The sequence below is a fragment of the Pseudoflavonifractor sp. MSJ-37 genome, from assembly GCF_018917965.1.
Taxonomy (GTDB): Bacteria; Bacillota; Clostridia; order Oscillospirales; family Oscillospiraceae; genus Pseudoflavonifractor_A.
Map to the genome: position 1 here is coordinate 216,018 of NZ_JAHLPP010000001.1, position 19,032 is coordinate 235,049.

Genomic DNA, 19,032 nt, shown 5'->3' on the forward strand with positions numbered 1-19,032 from the left:
AGAACGGATCTCTTAAAAAGACCGGTCCGCCGGAGCGCTCCGGGACCGGGAACGATATTTTTCAGGAAAGCGTGATAGCGTTGAAGTACGATTTCGCAGCCATCGAGCCCAAGTGGCAGAAGAAGTGGATGGAGGAAAAGACCTTCCACTGTGAGGACCACAGCGACAAGCCCAAGTTCTACGCACTGGTGGAGTTCCCCTATCCCTCCGGACAGGGCCTGCACGTGGGCCACGCCCGGCCCTACACCGCCATGGACGTGGTGGCCCGCAAGCGCCGCATGGACGGCTATAATGTCCTGTTCCCCATGGGCTATGACGCCTTCGGCCTGCCCACCGAGAACTACGCCATCAAGAACCACATCCACCCCGCCAAGGTGACCCACGACAACATCCAGAACTTCTCCAAGCAGCTCCATATGCTGGGCTACTCCTTCGACTGGGACCGGGTCATCAACACCACCGACCCCAGCTACTACAAGTGGACCCAGTGGATCTTCCTCCAGCTCTACAAGCACGGCCTGGCCTACAAGACCACCATGCCCGTGAACTGGTGTACCTCCTGCAAGTGCGTGCTGGCCAATGAGGAGGTCGTGGAGGGCGTGTGCGAGCGCTGCGGCTCCCCCGTCATCCGCAAGGAGAAGAGCCAGTGGATGCTCAAGATCACCGAGTACGCCCAGCGCCTGATCGACGATTTGGACGACCTGGACTTCATCGAGCGGGTCAAGACCCAGCAGAAGAACTGGATCGGCCGCTCCACCGGCGCGGAGGTCACCTTCAAGGCTACCACCGGCGACGACATCGTGGTCTACACCACCCGCCCCGACACCCTCTTCGGCGCCACCTACATGGTCCTTTCCCCGGAGCATGAGCTGGTCCGGAAGTGGATGGACAGCGGCGTGCTGAAGAACGTGGAGGAGATCGGCGCCTATCAGAAGGCCGCCGCCTCCAAGTCCGACCTGGAGCGCACCGAGCTCAACAAGGAGAAGACCGGCGTGCGCCTGGACGGCGTCATGGGCATCGACCCCGTGAACGACAAGGAGATCCCCATCTTCATCTCCGACTACGTGCTGTCCACCTACGGCACCGGCGCGATCATGGCCGTGCCCGCCCACGACGAGCGCGACTGGGAGTTCGCCAAGAAGTTCGGCTGTGAGATCATCGAGGTGGTCTCCGGCGGCGAGGACGTGCAGAAGGCCGCCTTCACCGCCAAGGACGACACCGGCATCCTGGTGAACTCCGAGTTCCTGAACGGCATGACCGTGAAGGACGCGATCCCCGTCATCACCAAGTGGCTGGAGGACAAGGGCATCGGCCAGGCCAAGGTCAACTACAAGCTCCGGGACTGGGTGTTCTCCCGCCAGCGCTACTGGGGCGAGCCCATCCCCATGGTCTGGTGCGAGAAGTGCGGCTGGCAGCCCCTGCCCGAGGACCAGCTCCCCCTGGTCCTGCCCGACGTGGAGAGCTATGAGCCCACCGACGACGGCGAGAGCCCCCTGAGCAAGATGACCGACTGGGTGTCCACCACCTGCCCCTGCTGCGGAGGCCCCGCCAAGCGCGAGACCGACACCATGCCCCAGTGGGCCGGCTCCAGCTGGTACTTCCTGCGCTACATGGATCCCCACAACGACAAGGCCCTGGCCTCTCCCGAGGCCCTGAAGTACTGGTCCCCCGTGGACTGGTACAACGGCGGCATGGAGCACACCACCCTGCATCTGCTCTACTCCCGCTTCTGGCACAAGTTCCTGTACGACATCGGCGTGGTACCCACCAAGGAGCCCTATCAGAAGCGCACCTCCCATGGTATGATCCTGGGCGAGGGCGGCGAGAAGATGTCCAAGAGCCGCGGCAACGTGGTCAACCCCAACGACGTGGTGGCCCAGTACGGCGCCGACACCATGCGCCTGTACATCATGTTCATCGGCGACTTTGAGAAGGCCGCCGCCTGGTCCGACAACGCCGTGAAGGGCTGCAAGCGCTTCCTGGACCGGGTGTGGAACCTGGCCGAGCAGTGCGCCGACGGCCTGGAGTACAGCGCCGCCAATGAGAGCGCCATCCACAAGGCCATCAAGAAGGTCTCCGCCGACATCGAGGCCATGAAGTTCAACACCGCCATCGCCGCCCTCATGGCCCTGGTCAACGACTTCTACGCCAACGGCTGTTCCAAGGGCGACATGGGCGCCCTCCTGCTGATGCTGTCCCCCTTCGCCCCCCACATGGTGGAGGAGCTGTGGGAGCAGCTGGGCTTTGCCGCCGCCAAGGGCGGCATGGCCTGCCAGCAGCCCTGGCCCGCCTATGACGAGAGCAAGACTGTGGCCAGCGAGGTCACCATGGCCGTCCAGGTCTCCGGCAAGCTGAAGGGCACCATCGTGGTCCCCATGGACAGCGACGAGGCCGCTGTGGTGGCCGAGGCCATGAAGCTGGACAAGGTGGCCAAGGCCGCCGAGGGCCTGACCCTGTTCAAGACCATCCTGGTCAAGAACAAGCTGGTCAACCTGATCTTTAAGAAATAAGATGCCGCGGGAAAAGGAGGCGCCTGCCATGTCGTTTCAGGGACTGCACCATGTTTGTCTGAAGGCGAAGGGCCGGGAGGCCTTCGACCGTACCGTCCGCTTCTATACCGGGACGCTGGGATTCTCCCTCCTCCGCACCTGGGGGACGGGGGACCGCTCCGGCGCGATGGTGGATCTGGGCAACTGCGTCCTGGAGATCATGGCCACTGGACAGGCGGGGGAGGAGAAGGGGATCTTCCCCCACATCGCCCTGCGCACGGAGGATGTGGACGGGGCCCTGGCTCTGGCTGTGTCCGCCGGATGCCCCGTGGTTATGGAGCCCACGGACAAGTCTCTGGGGGAGGCGTACCCCATCCGGATCGCCTTCTGCACCGGCCCCGCCGGGGAGGAGATCGAGTTCTTCCAGGAGCGCTGAGGCCGGAGAGATCCCACCGGCGGGAGGCGTTTTGTGGAAAACTCGGCAGGATCGCAAAAGTTCTGCTTGACAAACCGGGGCCGAGCCCGTATAATAAATCAATGTTAAAGCCATAACTATCAGTATGTGGCCCTTTGGCGGCGTGACCGCCGCTTCGGAGGGAGGGGAAATCAATGTCGGAAGTCCGTGTGAAGGACGGCGAGTCTCTGGAGAACGCTCTGAAGCGCTTCAAGCGCAGCTGTGCCAAGTCGGGCGTCCTGGCCGAAGTGCGCAAGCGTGAGCACTACGAGAGCCCGAGCGTCAAGCGGCGTAAGAAGTCTGAGGCCGCCCGAAAGAACCGCAAGAAGTTTTATTGATCGATAGGTAAAGCCCCGCACCTTCGTGGTGCGGGGCTTTCAGTTTACAGCAGAGCCGAGCGCGGACAGCGGGGCTCCTCCGTCCCTTGCGATCGGGAGGAGAACATGATACACTGACCCATGTACGAAATGCAGAAGAGGCGGCCCGCGGGAGGACGCCTGTAAGGAGGAAGCAGCCATGATCTATCATTGTACCGATCCGGACTGTACCTGTGTGGTCGAGCAGGCGGAGCGGCCGGAGTGCTGTCCCCAGTGCGGCAAGACCATGGAGGCCATCCGGGAGGACGCCCTCACCGGTCAGCAGTGGACCGTGCTGGGCACCTGGTGGATCGAGGGGCCCGTGCGCGACGAGGCCCGGGCCTATGCCTGCTTCCGCCAGGCCGCCGGCAAGGGAGAGCCCTGCGGCATCAGCGATCTGGGCTGGTGCCTGGAGAACGGCATCGGCGCCGCGGCCGACCCCCGGATGGCGGCCTGGCTCTATGAGGAGGCCGCCGAGCTGGACTATGTGCCCGCCATGTGCAATTTCGGCTGGTGCCTCCAGAATGGCGTGGGCGTGGGCCGGGATCCGGAGCGGGCCGTGGAATGGTACCGGACCGCCGCCGAGCGGACCTTCCCCCGGGCCCAGATCCTGCTGTCCCGCTGTTACCACGAGGGGGACGGCGTGGAGAAGGACCTGAAGAAAGCGGTCTGGTGGCTCCAGTGCGCCGCCTATCAGGGGGACCCGGCGGGACAGACCGAGCTGGGCCGCCGCTATGAGTTCGGCGACGGCGTGGACAAAGACCTCAAGACCGCCGTCCGCTGGTACAAGGCCGCCGCCGACCAGGGCTGGGGCGACGGGATGTGCTGTCTGGGCGTGTGCTGTGAGTACGGCCACGGGACCGAGCGGGACCCGTCCGCCGCCGCCGAGTGGTACCGGAAGGCCGGCGAGGCCGGAGATGCCCGGGGCATGTGCAACTATGCCTGGTGCTGTGAGAGCGGTCAGGGCCGCCCCAAGGACATGGCCGAGGCCGCCGTCTGGTACCGCCGGGCTGCCGAGCAGGGCGAGGTCCGGGCCCAGAGCTGTCTGGGCTGGTGCTATGAGTACGGCCAGGGCGTAGAGAAGGACCAAAAGGAGGCGGTCCGCTGGTACCGGGCCGCCGCGGAGCAGGGCTATCCCCGGGCCCAGACCGACCTGGGCCTCTGCCTGGAGCGGGGCGAGGGCGTGGAGCAGGACGAGGGGGCCGCCGTGTCCCTCTACCGGGCCGCCGCGGAGCAGGGCTATGCCCCCGGCATGTGCTGTCTGGGCTTCTGCTATCAGATGGGCATCGGCATGGACCCCGACCCGAAGGAGGCCGTCCGCTGGTATCAGGCCTCGGCCGCTCTGGGCTATCCCCGGGCCATGCGGGAGCTGGGCGTGTGCTGTACCACCGGCACCGGCGTCCCCAAGGACGAGAAGAAGGGGGCCGAGGCCTACCGGCTGGCGGCGGAGGCCGGCGACGTGCCCGCCATGTGCGACCTGGGCTGGTGCTACGAGTACGGCTCCGGCGTGGAGACCGATCCGAAGGAGGCCGTCCGCTGGTACAAAGCCGCCGCCGAACAGGGCCATCCCCGGGCCCTGACCAATCTGGGCGTCTGTCTGGAGCGGGGACAGGGGGTGGATGCCCCTGACAGTGCCGGGGCTCTGGCCCTCTACTTACAGGCCGCCCAGCAGGGCTACGGCCGGGCCCAGTGCTATGTGGGCATCGACTGGTACTGCGGCGAGGGCGGCGTGGCCGAGGACGGGGCCAAGGCCCTGGACTGGTTCCGGCAGGCGCTGGACAACGGCTATGAGGAGGCAGCCTACTGGCTGGGCCTCTGCGCTTGGAACGGCAGGGGCATGGGACAGGACCAGGCGGAGGCTGTCCGGTGGTTCCACCGGGCCGCCATGGCCGGGAACGCCCACGCGGGCTTCTACCTGGGTCTGGCCTCCGAACAGGGATGGGGCCGGGACAAGGACCTCCATGAGGCCGTGAAGTGGTACCGCTGGGCCGCCGACCTGGGGGACCACGCCGCCATGTACGATCTGGCGCTCCTCTACGCCCGGGGCGAGGGAGTGCGCCGGGACCCGAAGAAGGCCGCCGACTGGCTCCGGCAGTCCGCCCAGCGGGGCAATACCGCCGCCATGTGCTCTCTGGGGCTCCGTTTCGAGCGGGGCGAGGGCGTGGAGCAGGACGACCGGGAGGCCTCCCGCTGGTACGGCATGGCCGCGGAGCTGGGGGACCCGGAAGGCATGTGCGCCCTGGGCTGGCTCCATCTGGTGGGCCGGGGATGCCGCCGGAGCGCCCGGCAGGCCGCGGCCCTCTACCGGAAGGCGGCGGAGCTGGGCCATCCCCGTGGGATGTACGACTTCGGATGCTGCTGTCAGACCGGCGAGGGGGTCCGGAAGAGCGTCCGGCAGGCGGAGCGGTGGTTCCGAAAGGCCGCGGAGGCGGGCCATCCCGGGGCCATGTGCGCCCTTGGGGACCTCTGCGAACGGGGCGACGGCGTGCCCAAGGACCCGGAGCGGGCCGTGGAGTGGTACCGGAAGGCCGGCGAGGCCGGAGACCTGAACGGCATGTGCGCCTACGCTTGGTGTCTGGAGAAGGGCATCGGCGTGGACCGGGACTATGCCGCCGCCGCCCGGTGGTATGCGAAGGCCGCGGAGGCCGGGAGCCTCCGCGGCATGAACAATCTGGGCGAGCTCTACCGGAAGGGCCGGGGCGTGGACCGGGACCCGGAGCGGGCTGTGGCCCTCTACCAGCGGGCCGCCAAGCGGAAGGACGACACCGCCCTGTACAATCTGGGCGAGTGCTACGAGCTGGGCCAGGGTGTGGAGCAGGACCTGTCCAAGGCCCTGAGCTTTTACCGGAAGGCCGCCAGACTGGGCGAGGGCAGCGCCCTGTGCGCGCTGGGCCGGTTCTATGAGCAGGGCGAGCAGGTCCGTCTGGACATGGGCAAGGCCCTCTCCTACTACCGGAAGGCGGTGGAGCGGCGGGATGCCGAGGGGATGTACCAGCTGGCCCTGTGCTATCTGGAGGGCAAGGCGGTGGCCGCCGACCCCGAGGCCGCCCGGGAGCTGTGCCGTCAGGCGCTGGACAGCGAGGACCTGCGGGATCAGGAGGACACGGCGCTGGAGCGGAAGCTCCAGGCCCTCATGGCCCGGCTGGAGGGATGACCTCGTCCAGCAGGTCCGCCGTTTCGGCGTAGTCCAGAAAGGCCCGGCGGAGGCCCAGGCGGGCGGCGGCGCGGAGCTTCTGCCGCAGGGAGCCAGCGTCATCGAAGAGGACGAAGTGGACCCCCTCCGGCCCGGTCCGGTAGGTGAAATACCGGGCGCACAGCTCCGGCGAGAAGAACACCGCCGGGACCTGCTCCCGCAGGAGGGCCTCCAGGGCCTCCCGGCTCAGGGCAGCGCCCTGCCCCGTGGGGGAGGGGAGCCGGAAGTCCACGGCGGTCCGCTCCGCCCGCAGGACGGTCCGGTCCGGGCCGAAGCGGTCTGCCGCCTCCCGGAGCCGCTGTTCCAGCGACCCGCCGGACAGGGCGGAGGAGATCAGCGGCCGGACGTGAGGGCCCACGTCCCCCAGCGCCTCGGGCACATAGAGGGGCAGGCCCCGGCGGGCCAGGGCCTCTGCCAGACGGGCGGCCCCCTGCCGGAGCGGGGGCGGCGTCCGGTCCCGGAAGGCGCAGTACACGCCGGAGGCCCGCCGGGCCAGGCACTCGTCCAGCACCTCCCGGCAGAACACGGCGGGATCTGCCCGGCCGTCGGCCCCCAGGTCGTCCAGCGCCAGCAGCCCCCCCGGAGGGACCGCCGGCTGGCGGGACCGGAAAAGATGGCCGCCGCCCCCCACCCGATAGGCCAGACAGGCCACCGGGAGGCCCCGCCGCCGGGCGGCCTGGACCTGCTCTGGGGCGGCGATCAGGGTCAGCTCCAGATCGGCGTCCATGACGCGCTCCTCCCTTCTGTTCGGAACTTCATCATACTCTATGCGGGGCCTGCGGCAGACAGTCCCGTGGAAAGGAGATCCACCATGCCCTTCCCACTTTTGGCGGACCGGACGTTCCGTTCGGTCCTGGACATCTCCCCCCAGTGGCTGGCGGGGGAGGGGATCCGCCTCCTGCTGGCGGACCTGGACAACACGCTGGCCCCCTATGGGGAAGAGCCGGACGAGGCCGTCCGGGCCTGGGCCGGGAGCCTGGCGGCGGCGGGCGTGGACCTCTTTCTCCTCTCCAACAGCCGGAAGCCCGCCAGGCCCGGCCGGTGTGCCGGCGTGCTGGGTATCCCCTTCCTGGGCCACGCGGGCAAGCCGAAGACCGGTGGCTTCTTCCGCGCCATGGAGCGGATGGGGGCCGCCCCGGCGGAGACCGCCGTCGTGGGGGACCAGATCTTCACCGATATCTTGGGCGGGAACCGGGCGGGGGTGCGCACCCTGCTGGTGGAGCCCATCCGGCTGGCGGGCAACCCCGGCCGCTACCTGCGCTACGCCGTGGAGTGGCCCTTCCGGGCTCTGAGCGGCCATCCCGGAGAGGAGGGACGCCCATGAGCGCCTTGTTCGGACCTGCGGGGAACGCCGACTCCTTCACGAAGGACCACAAGTCCTCGCTGGACGCCCCGGCCTGGATCCGGTCCTTCGGTCTGGACGCCTATGAATACCAGTGCGGGAGAGGGGTCCGCATCAAAGAAGAGACCGCCCGGAAGCTGGGGGAGCGGGCCCGGGCGGCGGGCATCGTCCTCTCCCTCCACGCCCCGTACTTCATCAACCTGGCGGATCCGGACCCGGAGCGCCTGCGCAAGACGATCGGCTATATCACCGCGGCCTGTCAGGCGGCGGACTGGATGGGGGCCGGACGGGTGGTCATCCACTCCGGGGCCCTGCTGAAGCGGTCCCGCCGGGCGGCGCTGGACATCGCCCTCCGGTCGCTGGAGCAGGTGACCACCGCCTGCGACGCCGCCGGGTTCGGACACATCGTCCTCTGCCCGGAGACCATGGGCAAGATCGGCCAGCTGGGCGATCTGGACGAGGTGCTGGAGCTCTGTCAGGTGGACGAGCGGCTCCTGCCCACGGTGGACTTCGGGCACCTGTACGCCCGGAGCCTGGGGGCGGACGAGGGCGCGGAGGCCACCGAGCGGATGCTGGACAAGCTGGCCGCCGCTCTGGGCGAGGCGCGGGCCAGCCGCTTCCACAGCCACTTCTCCAAGATCCAGTTCACCCCCAACGGGGGCGAGAAGATGCACCTGACCTTCGGGCAGGAGGCGTTCGGCCCGGACCCGGTCCCCCTGATGGCGGCGGTGGCCCGCCGGGGCTGGAGCCCCACCATCATCTGCGAGTCCGCCGGGACCCAGGCGGAGGACGCCCTGACCATGAAGCAGACCTACACGTCGTTCCTCGCATCGGACGACAGAACATAAGACGAGATAGGAGAGAGATACCATGGATCATCTGACGAAGATCGCGGCTCAGCTGGAGGCGAACGGCCTGGACGCCATGCTGGTGACCAGCGAGCCCGGAGAGTTCTACGCCATCGGCTTCCACGGCGAGGGCGTGCTGGTGGTGGGGAAGGACGAGAAGCGCTATTCCACCGACTCCCGCTATATCGAGGCCGCGGGACAGCGGGTGGCCGGCGCCAAGATCGCCATGACCGACCGGGCGCGCACCCACATGGACCTGACGGTCCAGGCCGTGAAGGAGATGGGCGTGGAGCGGCTGGGCTTCGAGGAGGGCTATATGAGCGTGGCGGCCTTCCGGGCCTATGAGGCCGCCCTGCCCTGTGAGCTGGTGCCCGCCCAGGGGCTGATCGACGGCCTGCGGGCCGCCAAGGACGCCGGCGAGCTGGACCGGATGGAGAAGGCCCAGGCCATCACGGACCAGGCCTTCACCGCGATCTGCCAGTTCATCCGGCCCGGCATGACCGAGCAGGAGATCGCCGCCCGGCTGGTATATGAGATGCTCCGCCTGGGGGCGGAGAAGATGTCCTTCGACCCCATCGTGGTGTCCGGCCCCAACGGCAGCCTGCCCCACGGCATCCCCAGCGGTAAGCCGGTGCGGGAGGGCGAGTTCATCACCATGGACTTCGGCTGCAAGTGGGGCGGCTACTGCTCCGACATGACCCGCACCGTGGCCCTGGGCAAGCCCTCCGCCGAGATGGAGCGGGTCTACCACACCGTGCTGGAGGCCCAGCTGGCCGGCCTCACCGCCGCCAGAGCCGGGGTGCCCGGGAAGGTCGTGGACGCCGCCGCCCGGAAGGTCATCGAGGACGCGGGCTACGGCCCCTATTTCGGCCACGGCTTCGGCCACAGCCTGGGCATCGAGATCCATGAGGCCCCCAACGCCAACGCCCGGGAGGAGCGCCTCATGCCCGTGGGCGCGGTGGTGTCCGCCGAGCCCGGCATCTATCTGCCCGGGAGGTTCGGCGTGCGCATCGAGGACGTGGCGGTCTACACCGAAGAGGGCTGTCAGATCCTCACAAAGTCCCCGAAAGAGCTGATCATTCTGTAAAACCCCTTGCAAATGAGGGCCGAATAGGGTAAAATAAACTCGCTGAATTTTGAGAACCTTTATTTTTGGAGGATGAGTACAATGCCTACGATCACAGCCGGTGAGTTCCGCAACGGCATGACCTTTGAGATGGATGGTCAGGTCATGCAGGTCGTCGAGTTCCAGCACGTGAAGCCCGGTAAGGGTGCCGCCTTCGTGCGCACCAAGATGAAGAACGTCCTGAGCGGCGGTGTCACCGAGACCTCTTTCAACCCCACCGCCAAGTTCGAGAGCGCCTACATCGAGCGCAAGGACGCCCAGTACAGCTACAATGACGGCGACCTGTACTACTTCATGGACCAGGAGACCTTCGACATGATCCCCGTGGCCAAGGCTGAGCTGCCCGCCGGCTTCGCCTTCGTGAAGGAAGAGACCATCTGCAAGCTGATGTTCTACAAGGAGAAGGTCGTGGGCGTGGAGCCCCCCACCTTCGTGGAGCTGGAGATCACCGAGACCGACCCCGGCTTCCGCGGCAACACCGCCACCAACGCCACCAAGCCCGCCACCGTCGAGACCGGCGCCGAGATCAAGGTGCCCCTGTTCATCGACCCCGGCGACAAGATCAAGATCGACACCCGCACCGGCGAGTATCTGGAGCGCTGCAAGGGCTGATAAGAGCGGAGTACAGGAGCGGCCGGAGCTGTGACGAGCGGGCGTCGATGGGGCCCCACAAAGTGGGGCGTGCCGGAGGCACGTCAAGCGTCCCGCGGGGCGGGACCTTGGCGCAGACAGGATCCATTCCTGTCGCGCAAGTCATAAAGAGGGGGACCCCATCGGACTTGTCCGATGGGGGGAAACGCCCGCACCGGCGAGTACCTGGAGCGCCGCAAAGGCTGAGTCTGCACAGACTGTGCTGTAACCAACAAGGCCGCTTCGGCGGCCACCGTAAGAAGGAGATGGATCCATATGACTATTTCTGAGAAGGTCGCGTACCTGAAGGGTCTGGCCGAGGGCTTGGACATCGACGTCGAGAAGTCCAAGGAGGGCAAGCTGATTTCTGTGATGATCGGCATCCTGGAGGAGATCGGCATGTCCATCGAGGACCTGGAGGAGAACAACGTGGCTCTGGGCGAGGAGATCGACGCCATCTCCGACGACCTCTCTGACGTGGAGAAGGTCGTGTTCGACGAGGATGACGAGGACGAGTGCGGCTGTGGCTGCGAGGATGAGGACGACGACTTCTTCGAGGTCGAGTGTCCCAACTGCGGCGAGCAGCTGGTCATCGACGAGGACGTGCTGGAGGCCGGCACCATCCAGTGCCCCAGCTGCAAGCAGAAGTTCGCGCTGGACCTGTCCGATGAGTGCGGCGACGATGACTGCGGCTGTGGCTGCGGCCATGACCACGACGAGGAGTAAGTCCTCTCTTTTTCCAACGAACGGCTGATGAGGGCCGCCGCGTTTCAGATGCGGCGGCCCTTTTCACATATCGGCGGGATCGTTGCGCCCGTGGCGGGGCGACAGAACGAAACGAAAGGAACGATGCCCATGCCGCCTTACTACTACAGCCAGATGAGCCGGGAGGAACAGAGCGTCTACCATGCCATGAAGGAGGGCGTCACCGCCCTGCGGCCCTCCTTCCCGGTGCCCCGGATGGAGATGCGGGAGCTGAGCAGCGTCCTCTTCCGCCTGCGGCTGGACTGCCCGGAAATCTTCTGGGTCACCGGCTTCTCCTGCCGGGTCCATCCGCTGGCCTCCAGCATGGAGTGTCTGCCCGAATACCTCTTCGACAAGGACAAGGTGAAGGCGCACCGGCAGGCCATGGAGGCCCGCCGGACCAAGCTGGTCCGCTCCGCCCTTGCCCTCAGTGACTGGGAGAAGGAGCAGTACGTCCACGACTTCATCTGCCGGAACGTGCGCTATGACAAGCTGAAGAAGCCCTACTCCCATGAGATCATCGGGCCGCTGGGCCAGGGCGTGGGGGTGTGCGAGGGCATCGCCAAATCGGTGAAGCTCCTCTGCGACACGCTGGGGCTGGAGAGCGTGATCGCCATCTCCGAGAACGCCCCAGACAAGGGGATCCGATACCGCCACGCATGGAACCTGGTCCGCCGGGGGAAGGGCTGGCACCATCTGGACGCCACCTTCGATGACACCCTCACCGCCGGGGGCGAGCCCCGATACGACTACTTCGGTCTGGACGACCGGCAGGTGTTCCGGGACCACCAGCCCGTGGTGTGGCCCGTGCCCTCCTGCATCGACGGGGACCATACCTGGTACCGGGAGAAGAAGCTCTCCTTCACGAGACCGGAGGATGTGGCCAAACGGGCCACACAGGCCATCCGGAAGAAGAAGGACCTGACCTTCCACTGGCGGGGCGGCTATCTGACTCGGGAGGTGCTGGGGGAACTGATGGCCCGGATGGAGTCCGCGGCGACGGAGAAGGGCCGCCACGTCCAGGTGAGCCTCAACTGGCCCCAGGCCGTCCTGCGGGCCTCCTTCCCGGAGCAGGCCCCGGCGGAGGCAGTCATGGCGCAGGAGGCCAACGAGGGCGAACAGTCCTGAAAAAACGGACGATACAGTTTTGAAAAGATATGATATAGTATAGACAAACGGCCCGGAGCCCCCGAAAGAGCGCCCCGGGCTGGGACGGGAGAGGAACGACGATGCGATATGACTGTGCCCCCATGGAGGGCGTGACCGGCGTGGTGTTCCGGCAGGTCCACCACCGCCATTTCCCCGGGGTGGACCAGTACCACGCCCCCTTCCTCTCGCCTACCAAGGACCATGTGTTCACCCACAGAGAGCGGCGGGAGATCGGGCGGGAGGCCAACACCGGCATCCCGGTGGTGCCTCAGCTCCTGACCAGGCGGGCGGAGGACTTCCTGTGGGCCGCGGAGGCCCTGTTCGACCTGGGCTATCCCCAGGTGGAGCTGAACCTGGGCTGTCCCTCCGGCACGGTGACGGCCAAGGGGAAGGGCTCCGGCTTCCTGCGGGACCGGGAGGGGCTGGAGGCCTTCCTGGACGAGGTGTTCGCCAAGGTGACCGGACCCGTGTCCATCAAGACCCGGCTGGGTCTGGAGGATCCGGAGGAGTTCTGGCCGCTTCTGGCGCTGTATGGCTGCTATCCCCTGGCGGAGCTGATCCTCCACCCCCGGGTGCGGGCCGACCAGTACCGGCATCCCGTCCGGCGGGAGGTCCTGCCCCGGGTGCTGGAGGAGTGGAAGCGGCCCCTGTGCTACAACGGAGATCTGGATACGCCGGCGGACATCGCCGCGCTGGAGCGGGACTGGCCCCAGATCGGGGCGGTGATGCTGGGGCGGGGACTGGCCGCCGACCCGGCGCTGATCCGGGCGCGGAAGGGGGGCCCGCCCCTGGAGCGGGCGGAGCTCCGGTCCTTCGTGGACGACCTGTACGACGGGTACAGCGCCGCCTTCGGAAGCCGCCGGAGCGCCATGTCCCGGATGAAGGAGCTCTGGGCCTATCTGCTCTGCCGCTTCGGGGACCATGAGAAGGCCGCCAAGCGGCTCCGGAAGGCCAGAGATACGGCGGAGTACGAGGAGACCGTCGCCCGGATTTTCGGAGAGCTCCCCCTCCTGCCGGAGACGAGGCCGGAGTGGTGAGCGGGGACCGGGCGTGGTGGGTCTACCTCCTGCGCTGTGCCGACGGGACCCTGTACACCGGGATGACCGACGATGTGGACCGCCGGGCCGCCGTCCACAACAGCGGCCGGGGGGCCAAATACACCCGGGGACGGCGCCCGGTGGAGCCGGTGTATCGGGAGCGCTGTGAGAGCCGGTCTGCCGCCTTGAAGCGGGAGGCGGCCCTGAAGAAGCTGAGCCGCCGGGCCAAGCTGGCCCTGATCGCCGCCCAGACAGAGGAGGAGAGGGAGCCTATGGAGCAGAGATCGTACATCCGTTTCCTGCCGTCCGGAGAGACGGCGGAGGCCGTCCCGGGGGAGAGCGTCATGGAGGCGGCCCGCCGGATGGGCCTGTGGCTGGACAGCCCCTGCGGAGGCCGGGGCACCTGCGGCAAATGCCGGGTAGAGCTCCGCCGGCCCGGCGGGACGTGGGAGAGCGTCCTGGCCTGCCAGACCGGGGCGGAGGGGGGCATGGAGGTCCGCCTGCCCGACGCGGCCGGGGGGATGGACATCCTCACTGCCGGCGGCGGCCGGACCGTGGCGGCCGACCCGCTGGTCCGCTGGACGGCCGTCCTCGGCCCGGAGCGGGGCTGCCGGACGCTCTGGGAGGGGCTGGTCCCTGCTCTGACGGAGGCGCTGGGCGGGCCCCCGGAGACGCCGGGCCTGCCGGTCCTCCGGGATCTGGGAGCCCTGCCCGAGGGGACAGAGCGGATCTGGGCCCTCCATGCGGGCCGGGAGGTGCTGGCCCTGACGGCGGAGGAGCCGAAGCCTCTCCTGCTGGCCTTCGATCTGGGCACCACGACGCTGGCGGGCTTCCTGCTGGACGGGATCACCGGGGAGACCTTGGCCGTGGGGAGCGCCCAAAATCCTCAGGCCGCCTATGGGGCCGATGTGATCGCCCGGATCGACGCCGCCGCCCGGGAGGGCGTGGAGCCCCTCCGGGCCGCCGTCCGGCAGGGGATGCTCCAGGTGGCGGAGGACATGGCCGCCCGGACGGGCCGGGCGCTGGGGGACGTGGTGCTGACGGTGCTGGCGGGGAACACCTGTATGCACCATCTGGCTCTGGGCATCCCGCCGGCCGCACTGGGGGCCGCGCCCTATGTGCCCGTGGCCCGGGCGGGGATGCTCCTGCCGGCGGAGGAGACCGGCCTGCCCGTCCATCCGGCGGGGAAGCTGGCCATGCTCCCGGATTTGGCGGGCTTCGTAGGGGCCGACACCGCGGCCTGTCTGCTGGCGGCCGAATTCGACCGGCGGGAGGAGCTGACCCTCCTGCTGGACATCGGCACCAATGGCGAGATGGTGCTGGGGGACCGGCACCGGCGGATCGCCTGCTCCACCGCCGCGGGGCCGGCCTTCGAGGGGGCGAAGCTCCGCTGCGGGATGCGGGGGACCGCCGGTGCCATCGACCATGTGCGTCTGGCGGAGGGCCGCCTGTCCGTCCATGTGGTGGGGGAGGGCAGGGCCCGGGGCATCTGCGGCTCCGGCCTGCTGGACGCCGCCGCCGCTCTGCTGGAGTCCGGGCTCATGGACGAGTCCGGGGCCCTGCTGGAGCCGGAGGAGCTGGAGGACGCGGCGCTGGCGGACCGCCTCACCGAGATCGACGGGATGCCCGCCGTGGTGCTCGCCCCGGCGGAGGATAGCGTGGACGGGAGCCCCGTGGTGCTGACCCAGATGGACATCCGGGAGCTCCAGCTGGCCAAGGCGGCGGTGGCCGCCGGCATCCGGCTCATGGCGGAGGACTTCGGCGCGGCGCTGGAGGACATCGGGACCGTGCTGATCGCCGGGGCCTTCGGCAACTTCATGGACCCGGAGAGCGCCCTGCGGATCGGCCTCCTGCCCCGGGAGCTGGCGGGGAAGCTCCACATGATCGGCAACGCCGCCGGAGCGGGGGCCTGTCTGGCCGCCCGGAACGGCGGGGAGCTGGCCCGCTGTGAAGCTCTGGCTGACGGTACGGACTATCTGGAGCTGGCGGTCCACCGGGGATTCTCCGACCTCTATCTGGAGGAGATGTCCTTCCCGGAGCAGTGAGGGGCCAAAACAGTACAGTCGAAATGGACAGTTTAGATACTGGATCGGAAAAATTTTTTGTAGGATATTGATATCTTGGAAAAGATGCGGTAAGATAAATAGGTATCCGTTTTATATCCATACAATTATAGAGATATAGGGGATATGAGGCGGATGCCACATCCCGGAACGCAGAAGCAGAGAGGAAGGCCCACCATGTCTAGAACGAACTACAGTGCCTACATGGCGATCAAGAACAAGATCCTGGAGATCTTCCGGACCGAGACCTTCGACCGGAACAAGCTCCCCTCCGAAGCCGCTCTGGCCAACCGGCTGGGCATCAGCCTCGTCACCCTGCGGGAGTCGCTGATGATGCTGGCTCTGGAGGGCTATATCACCAAACGGCACGGGTCGGGCAACTATGTCCATCCCAGTACGTTGGACTATGAGAACCGGAGCTACTACTACACGGAGTATCTGAAGAAGAAGGGCTATCAGGCCACGATCAAGCTCCTCTCTCAGGAGTGGCAGGTGGCCAATGAACAGGAGCGGGAGATGCTCAAGCTGGAGGACGGGGACAAGGTCCTGGTCAACCGACTGGTCTATCTGGCGGACGGGAACCCGGCGGTGTACACCATCGGTCGGATGCCGGAGAAGCTCTTTGTCCGCTGGGATGTGGAGGTCATGTCGTTCGCCCATATCCACGAGATGATCCGGGACTATATGGGCCGGGACGTGGCACACGCCCTGAACGAGTATATCCCCATCGGCCTGCCGGATCAGCTGGTGGATGTGTTCCAATCGCCGAAGGGGACGCCGATCGACAGCAGCGATCAGGTGTTCTACGATATCACAGATCTCCCGGTGGTCCACAATACCCACTACTTCAACCCCAAGTACTACCATCTGCGCACCCTCCAGAACTGGGATCTGGGACGCTGAGGCATAGAATAGATAGGAGGATCGATGAGCCATGAAAGTGTATGACACCATCCATAAGAACGAGCTGGAGCTGGACCGGCAGGGCCTGATCGACCAGATGCTGGCCAACCGTCAGGTGGACCTGTACCTGCCGGAGAAAAAGACCGATGAGGACGGCTATCTGACCTGGGACGTGGAGCACTGGAGCACAGTGGACGGCCGCCGCTTCATCCGTTGCTACTCTCTGGAGGGCCGGGTCCTGCGGGACTCCACCGCCCACAACAAATACGATCTGGACAACGCCTTCTTCCCGGAGGAGGCGAAAGAGGTCAAGCTGAGCTGACCGCTGGAACGAACGGACCGGCCGGACGCATCCCATGCGTCCGGCCGGTCTTTTGTATGCTATCTTCGTATCAGGAGAGGGCGCCTCGCGTCAGCCCTCGTGGGCCTTCCACTGCTCGATGGGGGCGTAGTACTTCTGGCGGGCAGCCTGGAACCGGAGGTCGAACTCCTTGTCCTCGCCGTGGTGCAGGGCGTGCATATAGGCGTGGGAATCGGTGCGGATCAGAGAGTCCGGGGGCGCGGTCTCCCGGACGATATACAGGGCGATGTTGGAGCAGTGGTCGGAGATGCGCTCCAGATTGATGAGCAGCTCCAGGAACTGGGTGCCCTGCTCGATGGTACACTCGCCGGTCTTGAGACGCTCGATGTGGCGGATGCGCAGTTCGTCCCGCATCAGGTCCACCACCTCCTCCACCGGCTCCACCTCCATGGCCAGAGCCTGAGAGCGCTGGGTATAGCAGTCCAGCGCCTTGTCGATGGTCTCGCCCACGGCGCCGGTCATGGCCTCCACCTCTTTCCTGGCGGCGCCGGAGAAGTGGAGCCCCCGCTCATGCAGGGCCACGGCGCAGTCGGAGATGTTCACGGCGTAGTCACCGATCCGCTCGAAGTCGGACAGGGTGTGCAGGAGCTCGGAGACCTTGGCGCTGTCCTCCGGAGAGAGGGATGCCCGGTCGCTGAGGCGGACCAGATAGCTGTCCAGCAGGCTCTCCAGCTTGTCCAGGGCGGCCTCGGTCTCCTTCAGCCGTTCCAGCTTCTTGGGGTCGAACTTGTCCTCCAGCAGCTCCACCGCCAGACGGTAGTTCTCCTGGGCGAAGCGGCCCATCTGGACCACCGTGTCATGGGACTTCTCCAGCGCCAGAGCGGGGGTGGCCAGGAAGCGCTCGTCCAGCACGGACACGTCATGCTGCTCGGAGTCGCCGGGGATGATGTGCTCCACCAGGAACACCAGCACGTCCCGGAAGGGGAGCAGGAGGATCGTACAGCCCAAGTTGAAGGCCAGATGCAGGTTGGCGATGCTGCCACGGTCCATGAGGCTGGTCCAGAAGGGGAAGTGGAAGAGGGCGTTGCCCACATACAGCGCGATCAGGAACACCAGCGTGCCCACCACGTTGAAGAGCAGGTGGATGCAGGCGGTGCGTTTGGCGTTCTTGCTGGCGCCGATGGCAGACAACAGAGCCGTGACGCAGGTGCCGATGTTCTGGCCCATGATGAGAGGGATCGCCACGTTGAACGTGACCACGCCGGTGGAGGTCATGGCCTGGAGGATGCCCATGGAGGCGGAGGAGCTCTGGAGCAGGGCCGTCACCAGCGCGCCCACTACCACGCCCAGGAGGGGGTTGGAGAAGGACACGAAGAGCTCCTGGAACTCGGGCATCTCCTGGAGGGGCGCCACGGCGATCTCCAGGGTGTGCATCCCGATGAACAGGAGGCCCAGGCCCAGCACGATTTGGCCGATGGTCTTTTTGTGCCCGCCCCGGATGAACATATAGAACAGGATGCCGATCACCGCCAGGATGGGGCCCAGGGCGGCGGGCTTGAGCAGGAGCATCAGGGGGTTGTCCGAGGAGATGTCGCCCAGCCGCAGGAGCTGTGCCGTCACCGTGGTGCCGATGTTGGCGCCCATGATGATGCCCACGGTCTGACGTAGCTTCATGATGCCGGCGTTGACGAAGCCCACGCACATGACGGTGGTGGCGGCGGAGCTCTGGATCAGGCCGGTGACCAGCGCGCCCAGCAGGACGCTCTTGAACACGTTGCTGGTCAGCCGCTCCAGGATGGTCTCCAGACGGCCGCTGGAGAGCTTCTCCAGACCCTCGGTCATCGTGGACATACCGAACAGGAACGTGGCGACTGCGCCGAGCATCGTGATGATGTCTATCAGATCCACACCATTTCCTCCTTGATCTCGATCATAGGGAAGCACACTTTGAGGCTATTATATAACGGAGAGACACCGTTCGTAAATCCCAAAGTCGGAAGTTGGGGAAGAATGTCTGTTTTGGATAGGATCCGGGGAAGCGATCTGGCGAAATTTTCGGACGGTATCCGAAGGGTCCCGACGAAAAAGGACCGTCCCCCAGCGGGGGACGGCCGCAGACGGTCGAAAAAGTCCGGTCTCCCGTTGAGTGAGACCGGAGCCTCGCAGAGTTCCGTCGCCCGCAGGCGACGGAATGAGAGGTAAGGTGTTTTTTCTGAGGACATGTGCCTCAGAAAAAACTCTTCTCAGGCCGCTGGTGTGCGAGCAAAGCGAGTGCGCGCGGCGGCCTGCATCCCCCTCGAAGAAATGCTGGTCCGTTCTTTGCAAAGAATGGGCCAGCATTTCTGAGAAGCGTGTCGAACTGGTTCGGCACGCAAAAAGGACCGTCCCCCAGCGGGG

General features: G+C 66.5%; 16 protein-coding genes. 14 read left to right on the forward strand and 2 right to left on the reverse strand.

The window, feature by feature from the left end:
- Positions 1 to 80 precede the first annotated feature (80 nt).
- The 4 genes from leuS (at position 81) to KQI12_RS01005 (ending at position 6,453) form a co-directional block, all read left to right on the forward strand.
- Positions 81 to 2,510 (forward strand): leucine--tRNA ligase, encoded by a 2,430-nt coding sequence (gene leuS, locus KQI12_RS00990; protein ID WP_216569993.1) that lies wholly within the window; start codon positions 81 to 83, stop codon positions 2,508 to 2,510.
- A gap of 28 nt (positions 2,511 to 2,538) precedes the next feature.
- Positions 2,539 to 2,925, forward strand: a complete 387-nt coding sequence (locus KQI12_RS00995) for a VOC family protein (protein ID WP_216569995.1) — start codon at positions 2,539 to 2,541, stop codon at positions 2,923 to 2,925.
- A 173-nt stretch (positions 2,926 to 3,098) separates the two neighbouring features.
- On the forward strand, positions 3,099 to 3,281 hold the full coding sequence (gene rpsU / locus KQI12_RS01000) for a 30S ribosomal protein S21 (RefSeq protein ID WP_101693723.1): 183 nt from the start codon (positions 3,099 to 3,101) through the stop codon (positions 3,279 to 3,281).
- 178 nt (positions 3,282 to 3,459) lie between these two features.
- Positions 3,460 to 6,453, forward strand: coding sequence for a tetratricopeptide repeat protein (locus KQI12_RS01005; protein WP_216569996.1), 2,994 nt, complete (start codon positions 3,460 to 3,462; stop codon positions 6,451 to 6,453).
- Here the strand turns inward: KQI12_RS01005 and KQI12_RS01010 are convergent.
- Positions 6,431 to 7,219, reverse strand: a complete 789-nt coding sequence (locus KQI12_RS01010; RefSeq protein ID WP_216569997.1) for a hypothetical protein — start codon at positions 7,217 to 7,219, stop codon at positions 6,431 to 6,433. The two genes, KQI12_RS01005 and KQI12_RS01010, sit on opposite strands and share 23 nt — an antisense overlap.
- Before the next feature lie 84 nt (positions 7,220 to 7,303).
- On the opposite strand from KQI12_RS01010, the gene KQI12_RS01015 reads away from it, so the two are divergent.
- The 10 genes from KQI12_RS01015 (at position 7,304) to KQI12_RS01060 (ending at position 16,656) form a co-directional block, all read left to right on the forward strand.
- A complete protein-coding gene (locus KQI12_RS01015) occupies positions 7,304 to 7,816 on the forward strand; it encodes a YqeG family HAD IIIA-type phosphatase (RefSeq protein WP_216569998.1) in 513 nt (170 codons plus the stop codon).
- Positions 7,813 to 8,682 carry a TIM barrel protein gene (locus tag KQI12_RS01020; RefSeq protein ID WP_216569999.1) on the forward strand — a complete coding sequence of 290 codons (870 nt, stop codon included), beginning with the start codon at positions 7,813 to 7,815 and terminating at the stop codon, positions 8,680 to 8,682. Before KQI12_RS01015 ends, KQI12_RS01020 begins: the two co-directional genes overlap by 4 nt.
- A 22-nt stretch (positions 8,683 to 8,704) precedes the next feature.
- On the forward strand, positions 8,705 to 9,769 hold the full coding sequence (locus tag KQI12_RS01025; RefSeq protein WP_216570000.1) for a Xaa-Pro peptidase family protein: 1,065 nt from the start codon (positions 8,705 to 8,707) through the stop codon (positions 9,767 to 9,769).
- 81 nt (positions 9,770 to 9,850) lie between these two features.
- The gene (gene efp, locus KQI12_RS01030) at positions 9,851 to 10,420 is read left to right on the forward strand and encodes an elongation factor P (RefSeq protein ID WP_216570001.1); all 570 of its coding nucleotides are present in this window, start codon (positions 9,851 to 9,853) and stop codon (positions 10,418 to 10,420) included.
- A 294-nt stretch (positions 10,421 to 10,714) separates the two neighbouring features.
- Positions 10,715 to 11,164: a CD1247 N-terminal domain-containing protein gene (locus tag KQI12_RS01035; protein ID WP_216570002.1), complete on the forward strand. Its 450-nt coding sequence runs from the start codon at positions 10,715 to 10,717 to the stop codon at positions 11,162 to 11,164.
- A 129-nt stretch (positions 11,165 to 11,293) separates the two neighbouring features.
- Positions 11,294 to 12,310: a transglutaminase domain-containing protein gene (locus KQI12_RS01040; RefSeq protein ID WP_216570004.1), complete on the forward strand. Its 1,017-nt coding sequence runs from the start codon at positions 11,294 to 11,296 to the stop codon at positions 12,308 to 12,310.
- Between the two features lie 101 nt (positions 12,311 to 12,411).
- Positions 12,412 to 13,368: a tRNA-dihydrouridine synthase gene (locus KQI12_RS01045; RefSeq protein WP_253290756.1), complete on the forward strand. Its 957-nt coding sequence runs from the start codon at positions 12,412 to 12,414 to the stop codon at positions 13,366 to 13,368.
- Positions 13,365 to 15,413: an ASKHA domain-containing protein gene (locus KQI12_RS12690; RefSeq protein WP_216570006.1), complete on the forward strand. Its 2,049-nt coding sequence runs from the start codon at positions 13,365 to 13,367 to the stop codon at positions 15,411 to 15,413. The genes KQI12_RS01045 and KQI12_RS12690 overlap by 4 nt, the downstream gene beginning before the upstream one ends.
- Positions 15,414 to 15,608: 195 nt before the next feature.
- Positions 15,609 to 16,334 (forward strand): GntR family transcriptional regulator, encoded by a 726-nt coding sequence (locus KQI12_RS01055; protein WP_216570008.1) that lies wholly within the window; start codon positions 15,609 to 15,611, stop codon positions 16,332 to 16,334.
- A gap of 31 nt (positions 16,335 to 16,365) precedes the next feature.
- Positions 16,366 to 16,656, forward strand: coding sequence for a hypothetical protein (locus KQI12_RS01060; protein ID WP_216570010.1), 291 nt, complete (start codon positions 16,366 to 16,368; stop codon positions 16,654 to 16,656).
- Positions 16,657 to 16,746: 90 nt separating this feature from the next.
- Here the strand turns inward: KQI12_RS01060 and KQI12_RS01065 are convergent, their stop codons facing one another.
- Positions 16,747 to 18,543: a Na/Pi cotransporter family protein gene (locus KQI12_RS01065; protein WP_371817915.1), complete on the reverse strand. Its 1,797-nt coding sequence runs from the start codon at positions 18,541 to 18,543 to the stop codon at positions 16,747 to 16,749.
- Between the last annotated feature and the right edge of the window lie 489 nt (positions 18,544 to 19,032).

Bases quoted from the DNA above. Each gene is read 5' to 3' on its own strand.
- KQI12_RS01040 (WP_216570004.1), top strand. From the start codon at position 11,294: ATGCCGCCTTACTACTACAGCCAGATGAGCCGGGAGGAACAGAGCGTC.
- KQI12_RS01025 (WP_216570000.1), top strand. From the start codon at position 8,705: ATGGATCATCTGACGAAGATCGCGGCTCAGCTGGAGGCGAACGGCCTG.
- KQI12_RS01035 (WP_216570002.1), top strand. From the start codon at position 10,715: ATGACTATTTCTGAGAAGGTCGCGTACCTGAAGGGTCTGGCCGAGGGC.
- KQI12_RS01055 (WP_216570008.1), top strand. From the start codon at position 15,609: ATGTCTAGAACGAACTACAGTGCCTACATGGCGATCAAGAACAAGATC.
- KQI12_RS01005 (WP_216569996.1), top strand. From the start codon at position 3,460: ATGATCTATCATTGTACCGATCCGGACTGTACCTGTGTGGTCGAGCAG.
- efp (WP_216570001.1), top strand. From the start codon at position 9,851: ATGCCTACGATCACAGCCGGTGAGTTCCGCAACGGCATGACCTTTGAG.
- KQI12_RS01045 (WP_253290756.1), top strand. From the start codon at position 12,412: ATGCGATATGACTGTGCCCCCATGGAGGGCGTGACCGGCGTGGTGTTC.
- KQI12_RS01015 (WP_216569998.1), top strand. From the start codon at position 7,304: ATGCCCTTCCCACTTTTGGCGGACCGGACGTTCCGTTCGGTCCTGGAC.
- KQI12_RS01020 (WP_216569999.1), top strand. From the start codon at position 7,813: ATGAGCGCCTTGTTCGGACCTGCGGGGAACGCCGACTCCTTCACGAAG.
- rpsU (WP_101693723.1), top strand. From the start codon at position 3,099: ATGTCGGAAGTCCGTGTGAAGGACGGCGAGTCTCTGGAGAACGCTCTG.
- KQI12_RS00995 (WP_216569995.1), top strand. From the start codon at position 2,539: ATGTCGTTTCAGGGACTGCACCATGTTTGTCTGAAGGCGAAGGGCCGG.
- KQI12_RS01010 (WP_216569997.1), bottom strand. From the start codon at position 7,219: ATGGACGCCGATCTGGAGCTGACCCTGATCGCCGCCCCAGAGCAGGTC.
- KQI12_RS01060 (WP_216570010.1), top strand. From the start codon at position 16,366: ATGAAAGTGTATGACACCATCCATAAGAACGAGCTGGAGCTGGACCGG.